The sequence below is a fragment of the Achromobacter sp. HZ34 genome, assembly GCF_002209485.1.
Taxonomy (GTDB): Bacteria; Pseudomonadota; Gammaproteobacteria; order Burkholderiales; family Burkholderiaceae_B; genus Bordetella_C.
In genome coordinates, this window is record NZ_NJIX01000001.1 from 613,271 (window position 1) to 628,794 (window position 15,524).

Here is a 15,524-nt window from a genome sequence, read left to right on the forward strand (position 1 = left end):
GCAGCCCCTGGGGGCCAGCCCCTGGCCCCTTGCGTTCAACCCGGGCGTTTCATCTTGCAGGTGGCCTGCACCGGCGTGGACGCCTGTTCCGCCGACAGCAGCAGCACCGGCTTGAAGCCCATGTCCGTGCCATCCACCTTGAACTTCGCATCGCGCGTGACGGTGGACACCACGATAGGCAGTTGCGCCTGGTGGTCAGCCCCCCGCATGCTCATCTCGCCCATGGGCGTGGGAATGCGCGTGGTCTCCAGCACCTTGGCAAACTCGTTGACGTTCAGCGCGCCATTCTTTGCCGGCGTGTGCTTCAGCGCTTCCGCCACCATCTTCATGCCGTAGACGGTCTGCGGCTCGATGAACACCGGAATATGGCCGGTCTTGGCCTTGTAGTCGTCGATGAACTGCTCACCCTCCGCTCCATTGGCTTCGGCATTGAAGGTGTGCGCCACGAAATTGCCCAGTGCCAGGTCGCCGGCGTTGGCGATGTTGCCGGGCTGGTCCAGATACACCGTGCCGTAGTGCGCCTTCAGGCCCGCGGCCTTGGACGCCTTCATCAGCAGCAACAGATCGTTGGACCAGTTGCCGGTAATCACCGTATCCGCGCCGGATGCCGCGATCTTGGCGACGTAGGGCGCGAAATCCTGGATCTTGTTGACGTCATGCAGCGTCTTTTCCACCACGGTGTAGCCGCCCTGCTTCTGGAAATCGACGGTGGCCTGCTCCATGTCCTGGCCCCAGGAATAATTCTGGTTGATGGCATAGACCTTGGCGCCCAGGGCATTGGCCTTCTTCATGCCTTCGATGAGGGCCTTGGTGCGTACCTGCGCATTACCGGCGAAGCGGAAATGGTAGAAGCTGCACTTGTCGCCGGTCAGCTCCAGCGCCTCGGCACCCATGTTGATGTAGACCATCTCCTTGCCGGGATTGCGCAGGTTGTACTTGCGCACGTCCTCGGTGATCTGCCCGCCGATGGCGGAGGACGCGCCCTGCACGACGATGCTGACGCCATCGGCGGCCGCTGCCTTCAACTTGTCCGCGGCGCCGGCCGGGCCGCCCTGGTTGTCGTACTCCAGCAGCTGCACCGGCTCGCCATTCCAGCCGCCGGCCGCGTTGATCTGGTCGATGGTGTAGCGCACGGCCGCACGATAGGCCTGGCCCGTGGAGGCCTGCGGGCCGGACAGCGTCTCCACCAGGCCAATCTTCACCGGCGCGGCGGCGGCGGGCAAGGCGCCCAGCACCGTCGTGGCAGTAATGGCGGCCGTGGCCGCAACGGCCGACAAGTGGCGTTTTTTCATGGTTGTCTCCTCGTGTTTTTCTAGTGAGAGGTCGGGCGGATCTACCTGCCCGGGCAATCGGCGCTGCGATTTTGCTTCTTGTGCTTCAAACGGGCATGACAGGTCGGCATGTCATGCCGCCTTCATAGATATTCGATATTGCCGTCCACGCTGATGGCCTGCCCCGTGATGTTGCGCGCCGCCGGCGAGCACAGGAACAGCGCCATGGCCGCGATGTCGTCCGTGGTGACCATGCGGCGCAGGGAAATCTTGCGTAGATATTCCTCGCGCATGGCGGCCGCCGGCACGCCCGAGGCGGCGGCACGCGCGCCGATGACGCCGTTCATGCGCTCGCCCTCCACCGTGCCTGGCAGGATGGCGTTGACGCGCACTCCCTGCGGCCCCAGTTCGATGGCAAGCGACTTCATCATGCCGATCAGCGCCCACTTGGTGGACGCGTACGGGGTGCGCAAGGCATAGCCCAGGCGACCGGCCACCGAGCTCATGGCGATCAGGCAAGGATCCTGGCTGGACGCTTTCAACAGGGGCACCGCCCGGTTGGCGAAATAGAAATGGCTGTTCAGGTTGACGGCGATGGTCCGTTCCCAGTCCGCCCGGGCAATGTCCTGCACCGCACCGGTGGGACCGGCGATGCCGACGTTGTTCACCAGCACATCCAGGCCGCCCAAGGCGCCACGGACGTCGTCGAACACCGTGTCGACGTCGCGGGCGACGGCGGCATCGGCCACGCTGGTGGTGATTTCGGGGGATTCGGCCGCCAGGCGATCCAGGGCCGACCTGTCGATGTCGCACACATGTACCCGTGCGCCGGCTTCGCGGAAGCCCCGGGCTACCGCCGCGCCGATGCCGGAAGCGCCTGCGCTGACCAGCACGCGCAGCCCTCGCACCGGCCGCATTCTGTCGATGATGCTCATGTCCACCTGCCTGTCTCCTTGATCTTGTAGCTGCAGTGTCGGGCGAATACGGCGCAGGATCTATGTGCAAGATGCACATAGGAATCCAGTAGTTGATATGATGTTTGCACTTCAGGGGCGGAACACTCGGCGCCGTTCATGCCCTGGTCCATGCCGTATTCCTTCCCTGCGCTGCCCCTTCCCCCTCGCACTCTTCTCTGCCCATGCATGCGGAATCGCTGACCGCCGACCTGCTCGCCCTGCTCAATGGCAATGCGCCTGCACAGGAATTCGCCACGCGGCTGGCGGCACTGGAGGCCCTGCCGGACGGCATGCATGGCAAGCCCGGCCTGATCGAACTGGCGCGCATGGCGATGGCCCTGCGTAACCGGCTCGACCAGCACGAACAGCGCGAACGGGGCATGCTGGCGGTCATCGAGTCCGCCCAGGATCTATCGGCCCGGCTGGACCTGCCGGAGCTGCTCAAGGCCATCGTCACCCGCGCGCGCGACCTGCTGCGCGCCCACCTCTGCTGGCTGACCATCTACGATGCCGACCTGGGCGAATTCAAGGTGGTGGTGGCCGATGGCGCCATCGCTGCCCGCACCGGCAAGATGACGGCCAAGCGCAGCCTGGGCGTGGCGGGCATCGTCATGTCCACCCGCATGCCCTTCTCCACCCCGGACTATCTGCACGACAACCGCTTCGCCCATGACGCCGACCTGGACGACATCTTCCGCGACGAGGGCGTGGGCGCGCTGGTGGGGGCGCCTTTGATCTGGAACGATGTGGTCATCGGCCTGCTGTTCGTGGCCGACCGCTATCACCGCACCCACACCGCGCTGAACGTTTCCATCCTGTGCACCCTGGCCACCCATGCGGCGGTCGCCATCAACAACGCCAAGGCCTTCGCCGATGCCCAGGCCGCCGTCGAACGCGCCGACCATGCGCGTGCCGAACTGGAACGGCAGGCGCAAGACGTGCAGGCGGCGGTGGAGGCCCATGAACGGCTGACTTCCCTGCTTGCGCGGGGCGCTTCGTTGGGAGAGTTGAGCCAGTCGGTGGCGCAACTGCTGCAGGGCAGCGTGCTGGTGCTGGACGAGGCGCAACAGGTGCTCAGCCGGGCCGACGCGCCGGATTACGCCAGCCCGGCTGCCGGCCACTACCAACCTTATGGCGCGCACAGCGCGGCCCTGACCCAGGCCCTGCGGGAGAGCCGCCGCGCCGGCCGCTCGATGATCGCCTATGAAAGCCAGGGCGAACTGTGCCGCGCGATCGCCGTCATCGGCGGCGACGGCGTGCTGGGGGCTGTGCTGTTGTTCCGGCGGGAAGACCTGCGCGACAGTTCCGTGCGGACCTTCGAGCGCAGCAGCAGCGTGATTGGCACGGTGCTGCTGTCGCAGGAGCGCATGGAGGCCAGCAAGAGTCGCGCGGTGTCGGAACTGCTGCAGTCCCTGGTCTCGCCGCGGCAAGGCGAACCGGCGCTGGCGCGCGACCGGGCCGAACGGTTCGGGCTGGATCTGACGCAACCGCTGGTATTGATGCTGGTCGACCTTGAACGCGCCGAAGCCGGTTTCATGGCGCGCCGGCTGCGGGCGACGTTGACGCTGCCCACGGAGGGGCTGCCTGCTGGGGGCATGCCTGCTACGGCGCGGCCCGGCGCGCTGCGGTCCGCGGGTATGCAGCCCGGCTTTGTGCTGGACGAGCTCGACGGTGTGCTTACGGTCGTCTGCGGTGCCGCGCAGGCACAGGCACTGCGTAGCGCCGTGGAAGACCAGGCACGGCGTGCCGCTGGCGGCGCCTATTGCGGCGTGCTGTCGCGGCCCGCGCACAGTCCCGCCGAGTTGCCCGGGCTGTATACGGCCCTGCGGCGCGCGCTGGCGGTGGTTAGCCGCCTGGGCATGCGCGGCCGCATCGTGGCGCAGAACGAGATGGCGGTGTATTCGATCCTGTTTGAAACGCAGGACGGCGCCAGCCTGGCGCAGTTCCTGGATGCCGCCATAGGCCCGCTGGTCGAGCACGACCGCAAGCGCGGCACTGAACTGGCGACCACCCTGCTCGCTTACCTGGATAATCGGCAGAATGCGTCGGTCACCGCCACGCACCTGGGCATACACGTCAACACCATGCGCCAGCGGCTGGCCAGCGTGGGACTGTTGATCGGCGCGGCCTGGAACGATACGCACCGGGCGCTGGAGATCCATCTGGCCTTGCGGCTGTGGAGCCTGGGCGTGCCGGGGAGCCAGGATGGCCTTGAACCCGAACGTGATTTTCGACCGTAATCCTTGATGACGATGCTGACGATGATGATGCGTATTCGGAAGTTGATACGAGCGCTCGCCTGGCCCGCTACCGCCGCCGCCGGGATTTCGGCCTTTGCTCCATCCGCTGTCATGGCGCTCCTTACGGCGCTGGTTGCGGCAGGCCTGCCAGCCGCATCGGCGGCGCTGGCGGCCGAGCCGGGCCCGGCCGCCAGCGTGCAAGAGACGCTGAACACCGCCATGAACCAGATCGTCGAACAGTACGTCGACCAGTTGGACTCCCGCACGCTTGCCGTGTCCGGTTTGCGCGGACTGGCCAAGTTGCCAGCGGGCGGTGACGCAGCCGGGTCCGGGTCTGGATTCAGGTCCGTACCTGTCCGTGCCGATCGCAAAGCCTTCATCGACCGGGCTATTGCAGCCGAAGCAAGCGCGGACGGCATTGCCGCCCAAAACCGCATCCTGGCCGACGAGATCATGCGCTTCCCGCAGGGCGCCCAGCGCGACGCGGCATTGGCGGCGGCGCTGCCCGAGGGCCTGGGCGCCATGGTCGTGACCACGGCGCGCGTGTACCGGGCCAATGGCGCCCGGCTGGACACAGCTGGCGTCACGCCTGACATGTCGCTCGATCCCCAGACCCGCCAGTTCACCGTCCGTGCCGAGATCGCCGCGGATTTCAATGCCGATCTGCAGCAGCGGATTGCCGCCGAGGCCGCGGCGGCGCCCCCTGGCACCGATCTGGCGCAACTGGCGGCATTGGCCGCGATTCGTGAAAGCGGCCGCAAGACGCCACAAGGGCCGGGGACGCCGGCACGCCGTGACGACATCGGCATGAAAACGCCGTAAGGGCCGGGAATCCCTGCGCGCGGCGGCGGCACGCACGGGCCGCGCCCGCCGCGCCCTCTGCGTTATGATCCCCCGCCTGCCTGCGGACAGGAGGGGCGTTGCCGCCCTGGCCGGCCGGCCAATGAATCCAGGAGCAATACTGTAGTGAGTGACATCGAGATCACGGACGCGGATACCCCCGAAGACCGCAAGATCCAGGAACCCCGCTTGTGGCGGGACGACGGCTGGACCGCGCGCGTCATCAAGAACGAGGACGACGACGGCTGGGCCGTTGAAATGACCCAGGATGGGCAGTCCGAACCGGCCTTGGTCGGGCCGTGGACCATGGGCCGCGACAAGAAGAACCCCAAGCCGCTCGACCCGCCGGCCTTCCATACCCTGGTCAAGACCGCCAACGAAGTCTTGCGCCGCCACGAGCAGCAATTGCACGCCACGCTGCACAAGAGCGTGAAGATCGATGCCGCCGAGGGACGGCTGACAGTCAAGCTGGACATCGTGCCCGAGGAAGACGAGCCCTACGCCGTGTTGAGCGCCTACGATGAACTGGGCGAGAAGCTGGCCGAGACGCGCGTACCACCCAATTACAAGCTGAGCGTGCAGCGAGCCTCCGACTGGGCCGCCGGCGGTTTCGGCAACAACGGCTGATACGCTTCAGGAAGTCCGCTGCGCCAGGCCGTCAGCTGCGCGCCTGTCTTGCGGACCACTGCGCAGGGCGGTCAATCGCGCTCTGTCTTGCGGACCACTGCGCCAGACCGTCAACCGCACTTCTGTTCCGCGGCCCATTGCGCCAGACCGTCGATCGGCACGTCCGCGGGCGGGACCAGGACACAGATGACGTGCGCGTCGTCGACCAGGCCGAGTACCGCCCGCTGCCCCTGGGCCAAGCCCTTGGGCAGCGCTGCCGCTGGCGCGATCGCCGTCGCAACCGCGATCGTCGCATCCAGTACCCGGCCCTCGACCCTGCGTGCGTCGGGGTAGGCGCCTTCCATCGAAGCGCTCTGGCCTATGCCGAAGGTGCCGCCCTTCTCCGGCTTCACGCTGCTCACTTCGATGGGCACGAAGCGCGCCGCCTTGCGGCCCGCGGCGCCTTGCCACAGCAAAGGCTTGGAACTGGCAAATGAAGACATGGGGGATCGCTCCAGACTGGATTGCGTGGATTGGCTGCCCGCGGCGGCTTGTCTCGACTGAGTGGACTGACTGCCCGCGGCGGCTTGGCTACCTTGGCTACCTTGGCCGCCTTGGCTGACCGGCGTGGCGCGCGCGGGCGCAAGCGACTTCTCCCACGTCACCAGCGCGTCCACGACCGCGGCCGGCTCCTCCGGCACCAAGGCATGTCCGGCGCCGGGGATGACCACAAGCGTTACGCGATCGCCGAACTCGTCCTTGACCTCGTTGCGCGTGGCCTCCGGCTTGAAAGGATCCTTGCCCGCCTGCAGATCCAGCATGGGCGCCTTGCCGCCCGACCACCAATCGGACTGTTTCGTCGCCTTCCCCGCCAGCCGCTGGCTTTCGTTGACCGCCGGATACCAGCCCTTGAGCCAGACGCTGGCATCATGCCCCGGCGCGAAGAAGGCAAACTGCAGCGACTTCAGCCGCTCGGTGTCGGACAAGGACAGATCCGAGCTGCGATCGACGTGTTCGCTCAACCCGGGCGGATAGGCCTTCGCGGCGGCGGCGACGATCACCACGCCCCGTACCAGCTCCGGATGATCCACGCTGGTCATGCGGGCCACCCAGTTGCCGAAAGCATGGCCGACGATCACCACAGGCTGCCCGGCCTGGTCACGAATCACCGCCGCGACGTCATTGCCCAGGTCGTGCAGGGTGATGTCCCTCATGGGCCCGGTACTTTGACCGATGCCGCGCGGCTGCGGCCGGATCACCCGGTAGCCCTGTGCCGCCAACCGCTGCGCGACATCATCGAAATCTTCCGCGCCACGCCCCCTCGATGGCAGCAATACCAGCGGCGTTCCCGCGCCCTCTTCGATGACGTCGATACGGACGCCAGGCGCGGTCTGGACCAGCACGTGATGGCGCGTCGCGTCGGCGGATGCAGTCGCCGCCACTGCGACGCAATCCCCCAGAAAAATCGTGGCTGCGCCCAATGCCATCGTCAAAGCGGTCAGTGCGTTTTTCATGCCTCTCCTCGATCTGGATGCGGGGCAAAACCGCGTATAGTGGCGCCTCGCTTCGCGGCTGATTATGCCGCGATGTCTCATATGCTGCCAGTTGAAGTCCGGAGACCGGGCGCCGCCGCCGCAATCCTTCGTGGAACGCATTGTGGAGCGACGATCGCCTGTCATCGCGCTGTGTTCCACCCAACGCGGACCGCTTGTGTGGGCGCCCTCTTCATCGCGGGTAGCGGCATGTATATCGCCCTGCGGGAGCGTCGCAACGGCCGCCGACGGCATACGGCAAGCTGAACGAACCGTAGGATAAGGGGTCTGAAAACGGCGCTTCGGGCTACAAGACACAAAGATTTCACCGAAAAGCGTCGAAATTTTTTGCGACAAGTCTTCACAAAGCGATTTAAATTGGGTTCAATCGCAGGCTGCGCGCTGCGGCGCCAACTCTTCGAGGACGACTTGCTGTGCAAACCCCTGCCTTTTTGCTCGAAACCTCCTACCGCCGCGTCGACCGCGCCATGTTGCCACTGCTGTGGGCACTGTTGGCGGTGACGCTGTGCCTGGCGCCGCAATACGGCCGCTGGACTTCAGCCCTGGCCGTCGGCATACCGGCCGCCCTGCTGCCCTCCCTGCTGATCGTCTGGCTGCCCGCCCAGTTGATCACCCGCCTGGCGGTAGCCACGGCGCTGATGGTGTTCGCCGCCCTGCAGATCCATCTGACCAGCGGCATGGCCGAAATGCACTTCGGTGTCTTCGTCCTGCTGTCGCTGCTGCTGGCCTACCGCGACTGGCGGCCGATCCTGTGCGCGGCCCTCGTCATCGCCCTGCACCACGTGTCTTTCACCTATCTGCAGCAATGGGGCTACGACGTCGCCTGTTTCACCGCCCCTGGCCTGGGCATCCTGGCCTTGCATGCGACCTATGTGGTGGTGCAGGCCTCGGCCCTGGGCTGGCTGGCCTGGCGCATGGAACGGGACGCGCTGACGGCTGAGGAACTGGCCCGCCTGAGCGCCCATCTGGGCCATGAATCCGGCCGCTTCGACCTGCGTTTCGGCGGCCTGGCGATGAACAGTCCGCTGGCCGGATCCTTCAAGTCCACCATGGACGCCGTGCACCGCACCATGCGCCACGTCAGGGACAGCGCCGTGGTGATCTCGTCGGCCTCGCGTGAACTGCAGCAGGGCTACGGCCAACTGGCGGAACGCACCGTGGCCCAGCAAGCCTCGCTGGAACGCACGGTGACCTCCATGGGCGCCCTGGCCGACAACGTGCACAACAACGCCTCCAATGCGAACAAGGCCGCCGATCTGGCGGTGGCGGCGCGGGACGTGGCCGGCACGGGCAGCCAGGCCGTGACCGAGGTCGCCGGCGTGATGGGCGAGATCCGCCAGGAAGCGCAGAAGATATCGGAGATCACGGGCCTGATCGACAGCATCGCGTTCCAGACCAATATCCTGGCGCTGAACGCCGCGGTGGAAGCGGCGCGCGCCGGCGAAAGCGGCCGCGGCTTCGCCGTGGTCGCGTCCGAAGTGCGTGCCCTGGCCCAGCGCAGCGCGACAGCCGCCAAGGACATCCGCGGCCTGATCACTGCGTCGCTGGACAAGACCGATAACGGCGCGCGCAAGGCCAACGATGCGGCCGCCGTCATGGGCGACATCGTCAGCAGCGTGGAGCGTGTCTCCGTGATTGTCGCGGAGATCGGCGATGCCACCCAGGCGCAGCGCGGCGGCATCGAAGATGTCAACGCGGCGGTTGCCGAGATCGACGAACTGACCCGCCACAACGCCACCCTGGTCACCGCGGCCTCCGGCGCGTCGGCCACGCTGGAAGGCGAAGCCGGCACGCTGATGCAGGCGGTGGGCTTGTTCAGGCTGTACGAAGGGGCCCAGGCCGTGGGCAGCGAGCAGGATCTCTATGACGAATACGAGGACGAGGACGACGGGGCGGACGATTACGCCGCCGCCCGCCCGCTGTTGACCGCCTGACCTGCTGAAGGGTTCTTTACAGAAGGGTCCTTTACAGCAGGGTCCTTTTGCAGAGGGTCTTTACAGGACGGTCGTGTAAAGGCCTATCCTTCATCGGACAGCCCTTCACCGGCTGTCCTTTATTCGACCGTCACTTATTCGACGATGCTATTCGTCAACTCGCCGATGCCGTCCACCCGCGCCGTCACCACGTCGCCCACGTTCAGGCAGCGCGGCGGAATGGCGGCGTAGCCGACGCCCTTGGGCGTACCCGTCGAAATGATGTCGCCGGGCAGCAGCGTCAAGCCTGCCGACAACTGCGCGATGACGGCCTGGACGTTGAAAATCATTTCATCGGTATTGGCGGACTGGCGCAGTTCGCCATTGACCTCCAGTTCCAGCCGCTTGGCATTGGGATCGCCGAATGCCGACTTGTGCACGATCACCGGTCCCATGGGGCACGTCGTGTCCAGGCCCTTGCCCTTGAACCACTGGCCGTGGCGACGCTGCAGGTCGCGCGCGGTCACGTCGTTGACGACGGTGTAGCCGAAGACGTAGTCCAGCGCGTCGGCCTCGGAGATGTTGACGCCGCGCTTGCCGATGACGATGGCCAGTTCCACCTCGTAGTCCAGGCTGTTGGTCAGCGCGGCATGCCGGCTGACGTCCCAGCCATGGCCGACCACCGCCGTGGACGGCTTGGTGAAGAACTCGATCGCTTCCGGGAAGGTATTGGGCGCAATGCCCTTGGCGATATTGCCTTCGATGATGTGCTCGCGATAGTTCCTGCCCACGCAAAACACATTGCGGCGTGGCTGCAGCGGCGGCAGGAAACGGATCTGCTCCTGTTCCACCACATGCACCGCGTTGGCGGGGTCGCGCGCCAGTTCGGCCAAGGCCTGCAGGGGCGTGTCGTCCGCGTCGATCAAGGCTTCCAGCGTCAGCGGCAGGTTCGCCGCGGGGCTGGAGGGATGGGCATGAACGGCCGCCGTGACGTTGAAGATCGTGCCGTTGTCCAGGGCGATGCCCAGTTGCGCACCTTGGCCTTGCTGGCGTTTGTCGGTAAAGGACAGGAATTTCATGGGGATGGCTCAGGATGAGAGGTGGGAAGGATCGAGGGACTGCTTGACCGCGTCGAGGATGGCGCGCACATGCGCGCGCGCCAGCCTTTCCGCGGCATCGGGATCGCGCTGGTGTATCGCTTCAATGATGGCGAGGTGATCGCTCAAGGACTGCTCGCGCCGCTGCAGGCGGGCGATGACCTGGCGCCGCGCGCTGGTCTGCCGATGTCCGAACGATTCCCAGATACGCACCAGCAGGCCGTTGCCCGACAGACGCATGATGTCTTTGTGGAAGGCGACGTTGGCCAGTGCGTAGGCCTCGTCGTCATCAGCCGCGCCCGATGGCGACAGGAACGGCGCGAAGATGGCGCGCAGCTGTTCTACATCCCGTCCTGACGCATTGAGCGCCGCCTCGCGCGTGGCCAGTCCTTCCAGATGCTCGCGGATCTGCAGCCACTCCAGGTATTCCGCGTCGGTGACCGGCATGAGCAGCGCTCCCCGGCCCGGCCGCAGATGCACCATGCCCATGCCTTCGAGCCGGATCAGCGCTTCGCGCACGGGCGTGCGGCTGACGCCCAGCTGCTCCGCCAGCGCTTCCTCGCCGATACGCACCGGTTCCTTCAGGCCTTCACGCAATGATTTCAGGTGCTCGTTGACCGCGTCGAAAACGCGCGCGCGCCCGGCATCGGGGGTTGTCTCTCTCACCATCGTATGTGTGCAAGAATCATTGATTTCGCACAAGTATATGGATTTGTATACAGAATGACAAGACTGAGCACACAGGATGCTCCAGGCGTGCCAGCCCCCACCTGCAGCATCGCAGCCTTTTGGCAAAGGCGCGCGACGGCACCCGAGCCGGTGTCTAAGCCAGAGATCGAGCCCGGACACGCTCCAGGCAAGCCCGGATACTCTCCGACAGGGTATCTGCCGCCAATTTGACGACGGGCGACAATGGTTTGCGGGCATCGATGGCCACGCGGATGGCTTGCGGTTCCGCGCCCTGGTCCCGCACCGGCACGAAACACAGGCTGCCATCGAGCAGTTCGGCCGCGGCGTCCAGTTCCGATGTCACCGATACGTGGCGCCCCGACTGCGCCAGCTTCTTCATCAAGGGCAGTGAATTGGTCTCGATGCGGTTCCGGTTGTCGCCGAAGAGCCAGCTGTAATGGGATTCCAGGTAACGGCGGATGAAAAGGCTCTTGCTTTGCAGCGCGACCGGGTAGCTGCAGACTTCCTGCAGGCTGACGGACGGCCGCTGCGCCAGCGGATGATCCGGCGCCACGATGCAGCCCAGCGGCAGTTCGCTTTCCCACAGCACATGCAGATGGCGGCCGGGCGACAGGTTGAACGCGGCGGCCAGGTCGGCCGTGCCATCGAGCAGCGCGGCGCTGGCCTCGTCGGTGTTGCAGATCTCGATCGACAGGGAAACATTCGGATGCTGCACCGCCAGGTCGGCCACCCATGGCGACAGGAAACTGTCGACGTGGCTGCCCATTGCGACCAGGCGTACGTGGCCTCGGTGCACGCCCTGCAATTTCTGGATGTCCTCGGCGGCCCTGCGTTCGTCGTTGCGCCAGCGCCGCGCCATCGCAACGATGGCATCGCCCGACGACGTCAGCCGCATGCCGCGCGGCATGCGCTCGAAAAGCGGTACGCCCAACTCTTCTTCCAGGCGCAGCAACTGGCGGTTGATGGCCGATGCGGCCACGTTCAGTTCTCGGGCGGCCTGCTGTATCGAGCCCGAACGGGCGACCTGGTCGACGTAGCGCAGGGCGGTGGGAATCAAGGATCGCGGCATGGTCCATTCCATTCTAATTTTGCGTATGGATTGTTGCTTAATCGCTGATAGACGGCAATGCAACGGCTTCTTAAGATTCGCGCAATCCCCTCTCTCATCGTCGCCATGCCTTCTGCCCTCACCCTCGATGCCCTGAATCATTGTTCCGAGGAGCAATTCGTCGCCTGCCTGGGCGCGGTGTTCGAGCATGCCGACTGGGTGGCCCGCGCGGCCGCCAGCCAGCGGCCATTCGCCGACGTGGACACCCTGCACGCCGCAATGATGGCGCTCGTGCGCCGCTTGCCCGAGGCCGAATGCCGGGATTTCCTTGCCGCCCACCCTGAGCTGGCGGGTGTCGAGGCCCGCATGGGGGTGATGGGTGCGGACTCCACCGTCGAACAGGGCAGCCTGGCGCTTGCTGCCCTTGCGCCGGCTGCCACGGCCCGTTGGGATGAACTCAACCACGCCTATCGGCACAAGTTCGACTTCCCCTTCATCCTTTGCGTGCGGCGCCACACGCGGGCTTCCGCCCTGCACAGTTGCGAGCGCCGCCTTGCCAATGACCGTGCCACCGAACTGGCCACGGCCCTGGACGAAATCGGCCGGATCACGCGGCTACGCCTGGCCGCCCGTATCGAGGGGCATGGCCTGGCCAACATCGCCGGACGCCTGACGACGCATGTGCTCGACACCGCCAGCGGGCGTCCGGCGCACGATTTACGCATTCAACTGTTCGAAATGGGCGACGGCGAACGCCTGCTGGCCGACGTCCGCACGCGACGGGACGGCCGCTCCGAGCGCCCGCTGATGGATGGCAGCCCGCTACCTATCGGGCAATACGAATTGCGCTTTCATCTGGGCGACTATTTCCGCGCGAACGGCCTGACGTCGGAAGAACCCCCTTTCCTGGACGTGGTGCGGGTGGCCTTCGGCATCGCCGAGCCCGAATCGCACTATCACGTGCCCCTCACGGCCACCCCGTGGTCGTATTCCACCTACCGGGGAAGCTGAATGGAAAAGCGTACGGGACACGCTTTGCGGCTGGAGCATATCGGCCATCGCTTCCAGAACTTCGAAGCGCTGCGGGATGTCGACCTGGAGATCCGCGCCGGCGAACTGGTGGCCTTGCTTGGACCATCCGGTTGCGGCAAGTCGACCCTGCTGAGGATACTTTCGGGTTTCCTGCGCCAGACATCCGGCCGCGTGCTGTTCGACGGCGTGCCGGTCGACCACCTGGCCGCCGACAAGCGCGGCGTGGGCATCGTGTTCCAGAACTATGCGCTGTTCCCGCATATGACGGTCAGGCAGAACATTGCCTACGGCCTGGAGGCCCAGGGCTGGCCGCGTGCCCGCATCGGCGGCCGTGTCGACGAGATGCTCGATATGGTGCACATGCAGGCGCATGGCACGCGGTTGCCAAGACAGTTGTCGGGCGGGCAGCAACAGCGCATCGCCCTGGCGCGCTGCCTGGCCGTGGATCCCAAGATCCTGCTTCTGGACGAGCCCTTCGGCGCGCTGGACAAGAACCTGCGACTGGACATGCAGATGGAAGTGAAGCGCCTGCAGCGCGAGTACGGCATCACGACCATCCTGGTTACCCACGATCAGGAGGAAGCCCTGTCGATGGCGGATCGGATCGCGGTGATGAACCTCGGCGCCATCGAGCAGATCGCCACGCCGGCGGCGATCTACGATCAGCCGGCCACGGCTTTCGTCAACGCTTTCGTCGGTGCGACGAACCTGCTGGACGGGCGGATCGTCGAGGGTGGTCCGCAGCGCTGCGTGGTGGAACTGGCCGACGGCGTGGCCTGGCGGCTGACACCCGGCCGCGCCATCGCGTCCGGTACCGCCGTGCGCGTGTCAGTGCGTCCGGAGCATTGGCGTATCGATGCCGAAAGCGGCGATGGCTCCGAAAAGGCCCATGCACAGGCCCATGGCGATGGCGACCCCGCCGGCTTGATGGGCCACATCGACGCCGTATTGACCCTGGGACCGCAATTCGTCTACGGCGTGCGCCTGGACGGCGGCGCGTCGATCAAGGTGGCTCAGTCGCGCCCCTTGGCACAACGAGAGTCTCTTGCAGCAGGCGCGCGCGTGCGCGTGACGCCCGTCCTGCCCGATGCCTGCCAGGTTTTTCCCGTACAAGGCCAGCCGGCGTAAGCCGCCTTTCCTGATCCGGATGTCGCCCCAAGTTTCGCCCCGAATTTCCTCCCGAGTATCGATCCCAGCCTGATCCAAGGAACCCTCATGGAACTGAATCGCAACCGCCGCAGCATGCTATCCGGCGCCATGGCGCTTGGCGCCGGTGCCCTCCTTCCCGGCCGCGTGCTGGCACAAAGCCGCTCGCTGGTCGCCGCCACCTTCCCCGGCACGTGGAGCGAAGCGCATCGCGCCATCCTGGCGCCTGCCTTCAGGCAGCGCACCGGCGCCACCGTGACGCAGTCCATCCTGCTCGCGCAGGACCAGGTGGCGCGCCTGACCGCTGCCAAGGGGGGCAAGCCGCCCTTCGACGTCGCCATCTTCGACGCGCCTCAGGTGCCCGATGCCATCAAGGCCGGCATCCTGGCGCATTACCCATCCGACAAGTCCCCCAACTACGGCGATCTGCTTCCTGCATTTCAGGACCCCTGGGGCCCGACGATCTCCATGCAGGTGATCGGCATCGGCTACAACCCCAAACGCATCAAGGTGCCGCCCACCAGCTGGGACGAGCTCTGGGATCCGAAGTACAAGGGCCGCGTGGGCCTGACCGCGCTGAACAGCCAGTTGGGCATCGCCTTCCTGGCGGAGCTGAACCGGGTGCGTGGCGGCTCCCCCGACAATTTCGATCCGGCCTTCAAGGCGCTGAAAGAACTGATGCCCAACGTGGGCGCGGTGGCCGCCGACCTGGGCGCGTTCGCCACGCTATGGCAGCAGGAACAGATCGACATCGCCCCCTATAACTTCAATTTCGTGCAAACGCTGAAAAGCAAGGACGTTCCGGTGGAACTGGCGATCCCTTCGACCGGCGCCGCGGGCTGGAAAACCAGCATGCACCTGGTGGCGGGCGCGGTGGAACCCGACCTGGCGGTGCAGTACATCGACACGCACCTGGATCCCGTCGTCCAGGCCGCCATGCTGAAGTCGCCTTACGACGTCATTCCCACCAATCGCAAAGTGGCGTTGGCGGGACCCGTGACCCTGGCCATCGCCAAGACCCAGGACGACCTGGGCAAGATCCGCGGTTTCGACTGGGCCGCCATCAACCCGCAGCGCAGCGAGCTGATTGCCCGCTTCAATCGCGAAATCCAGCAGCACTGAGGCGCACCAG

General features: G+C 65.9%; 13 protein-coding genes and 1 pseudogene. 8 read left to right on the top strand and 6 right to left on the bottom strand.

All coding sequences use genetic code 11. The features are described from left to right. Positions 1–35: 35 nt before the first annotated feature. Positions 36–1,292 (bottom strand): branched-chain amino acid ABC transporter substrate-binding protein, encoded by a 1,257-nt coding sequence (locus CEY05_RS02535; RefSeq protein ID WP_088595810.1) that lies wholly within the window; start codon positions 1,290–1,292, stop codon positions 36–38. A 122-nt stretch (positions 1,293–1,414) separates the two neighbouring features. Further along, on the bottom strand, positions 1,415–2,206 hold the full coding sequence (locus CEY05_RS02540; protein WP_088595811.1) for an SDR family oxidoreductase: 792 nt from the start codon (positions 2,204–2,206) through the stop codon (positions 1,415–1,417). 203 nt (positions 2,207–2,409) lie between these two features. On the opposite strand from CEY05_RS02540, the gene CEY05_RS02545 reads away from it, so the two are divergent. The 3 genes from CEY05_RS02545 to CEY05_RS02555 all read left to right on the top strand — a co-directional run bounded on the left by CEY05_RS02545 (position 2,410) and on the right by CEY05_RS02555 (position 5,934). Further along, positions 2,410–4,467, top strand: coding sequence for a helix-turn-helix domain-containing protein (locus CEY05_RS02545; protein WP_088595812.1), 2,058 nt, complete (start codon positions 2,410–2,412; stop codon positions 4,465–4,467). Between the two features lie 111 nt (positions 4,468–4,578). Then, on the top strand, positions 4,579–5,289 hold the full coding sequence (locus CEY05_RS02550; RefSeq protein ID WP_088607513.1) for a hypothetical protein: 711 nt from the start codon (positions 4,579–4,581) through the stop codon (positions 5,287–5,289). A gap of 144 nt (positions 5,290–5,433) precedes the next feature. Continuing rightward, positions 5,434–5,934, top strand: a complete 501-nt coding sequence (locus tag CEY05_RS02555) for a hypothetical protein (protein ID WP_088595814.1) — start codon at positions 5,434–5,436, stop codon at positions 5,932–5,934. Between the two features lie 110 nt (positions 5,935–6,044). On the opposite strand, the gene CEY05_RS31970 is transcribed toward CEY05_RS02555, so the two are convergent. Next, positions 6,045–7,427: an alpha/beta fold hydrolase gene (locus tag CEY05_RS31970; RefSeq protein WP_369825869.1), complete on the bottom strand. Its 1,383-nt coding sequence runs from the start codon at positions 7,425–7,427 to the stop codon at positions 6,045–6,047. A gap of 452 nt (positions 7,428–7,879) precedes the next feature. Between CEY05_RS31970 and CEY05_RS02565 the strand changes: the two genes are divergently transcribed. After that, entirely contained in the window at positions 7,880–9,400 is a 1,521-nt protein-coding gene (locus CEY05_RS02565; protein ID WP_088595815.1) for a methyl-accepting chemotaxis protein, read from the top strand. A gap of 134 nt (positions 9,401–9,534) precedes the next feature. On the opposite strand, the gene CEY05_RS02570 is transcribed toward CEY05_RS02565, so the two are convergent. The 3 genes from CEY05_RS02570 to CEY05_RS02580 all read right to left on the bottom strand — a co-directional run bounded on the left by CEY05_RS02570 (position 9,535) and on the right by CEY05_RS02580 (position 12,235). Then, a complete protein-coding gene (locus CEY05_RS02570) occupies positions 9,535–10,458 on the bottom strand; it encodes a fumarylacetoacetate hydrolase family protein (RefSeq protein ID WP_088595816.1) in 924 nt (307 codons plus the stop codon). 9 nt (positions 10,459–10,467) lie between these two features. Then, on the bottom strand, positions 10,468–11,145 hold the full coding sequence (locus CEY05_RS02575; RefSeq protein ID WP_088595817.1) for a GntR family transcriptional regulator: 678 nt from the start codon (positions 11,143–11,145) through the stop codon (positions 10,468–10,470). A 154-nt stretch (positions 11,146–11,299) separates the two neighbouring features. Then, positions 11,300–12,235, bottom strand: coding sequence for a LysR family transcriptional regulator (locus tag CEY05_RS02580; protein ID WP_158219239.1), 936 nt, complete (start codon positions 12,233–12,235; stop codon positions 11,300–11,302). Positions 12,236–12,340: 105 nt separating this feature from the next. On the opposite strand from CEY05_RS02580, the pseudogene uraD reads away from it, so the two are divergent. From uraD to CEY05_RS02595, 4 genes and pseudogenes are all read left to right on the top strand, one after another. Continuing rightward, positions 12,341–12,832, top strand: a pseudogene (gene uraD / locus CEY05_RS31975) (2-oxo-4-hydroxy-4-carboxy-5-ureidoimidazoline decarboxylase); the annotation flags it as partial. 39 nt (positions 12,833–12,871) lie between these two features. Continuing rightward, positions 12,872–13,225, top strand: coding sequence for a hydroxyisourate hydrolase (gene uraH / locus CEY05_RS31980; protein ID WP_369825887.1), 354 nt, complete (start codon positions 12,872–12,874; stop codon positions 13,223–13,225). Further along, complete coding sequence (locus CEY05_RS02590; protein WP_088595819.1) at positions 13,226–14,374, top strand: ABC transporter ATP-binding protein; 1,149 nt, start codon at positions 13,226–13,228, stop codon at positions 14,372–14,374. Between the two features lie 87 nt (positions 14,375–14,461). Continuing rightward, a complete protein-coding gene (locus CEY05_RS02595; RefSeq protein WP_088595820.1) occupies positions 14,462–15,514 on the top strand; it encodes a PotD/PotF family extracellular solute-binding protein in 1,053 nt (350 codons plus the stop codon). The last annotated feature ends 10 nt before the right edge of the window (positions 15,515–15,524 follow it).

Excerpts from the sequence above, each read along its gene's own strand:
- CEY05_RS02575 (WP_088595817.1), bottom strand. The coding sequence starts at position 11,145 with ATGGTGAGAGAGACAACCCCCGATGCCGGGCGCGCGCGCGTTTTCGAC.
- CEY05_RS02595 (WP_088595820.1), top strand. The coding sequence starts at position 14,462 with ATGGAACTGAATCGCAACCGCCGCAGCATGCTATCCGGCGCCATGGCG.
- CEY05_RS02590 (WP_088595819.1), top strand. The coding sequence starts at position 13,226 with ATGGAAAAGCGTACGGGACACGCTTTGCGGCTGGAGCATATCGGCCAT.
- CEY05_RS02580 (WP_158219239.1), bottom strand. The coding sequence starts at position 12,235 with ATGCCGCGATCCTTGATTCCCACCGCCCTGCGCTACGTCGACCAGGTC.
- CEY05_RS02545 (WP_088595812.1), top strand. The coding sequence starts at position 2,410 with ATGCATGCGGAATCGCTGACCGCCGACCTGCTCGCCCTGCTCAATGGC.
- CEY05_RS31970 (WP_369825869.1), bottom strand. The coding sequence starts at position 7,427 with ATGAAAAACGCACTGACCGCTTTGACGATGGCATTGGGCGCAGCCACG.
- CEY05_RS02535 (WP_088595810.1), bottom strand. The coding sequence starts at position 1,292 with ATGAAAAAACGCCACTTGTCGGCCGTTGCGGCCACGGCCGCCATTACT.
- CEY05_RS02540 (WP_088595811.1), bottom strand. The coding sequence starts at position 2,206 with ATGAGCATCATCGACAGAATGCGGCCGGTGCGAGGGCTGCGCGTGCTG.
- CEY05_RS02570 (WP_088595816.1), bottom strand. The coding sequence starts at position 10,458 with ATGAAATTCCTGTCCTTTACCGACAAACGCCAGCAAGGCCAAGGTGCG.
- CEY05_RS02550 (WP_088607513.1), top strand. The coding sequence starts at position 4,579 with ATGGCGCTCCTTACGGCGCTGGTTGCGGCAGGCCTGCCAGCCGCATCG.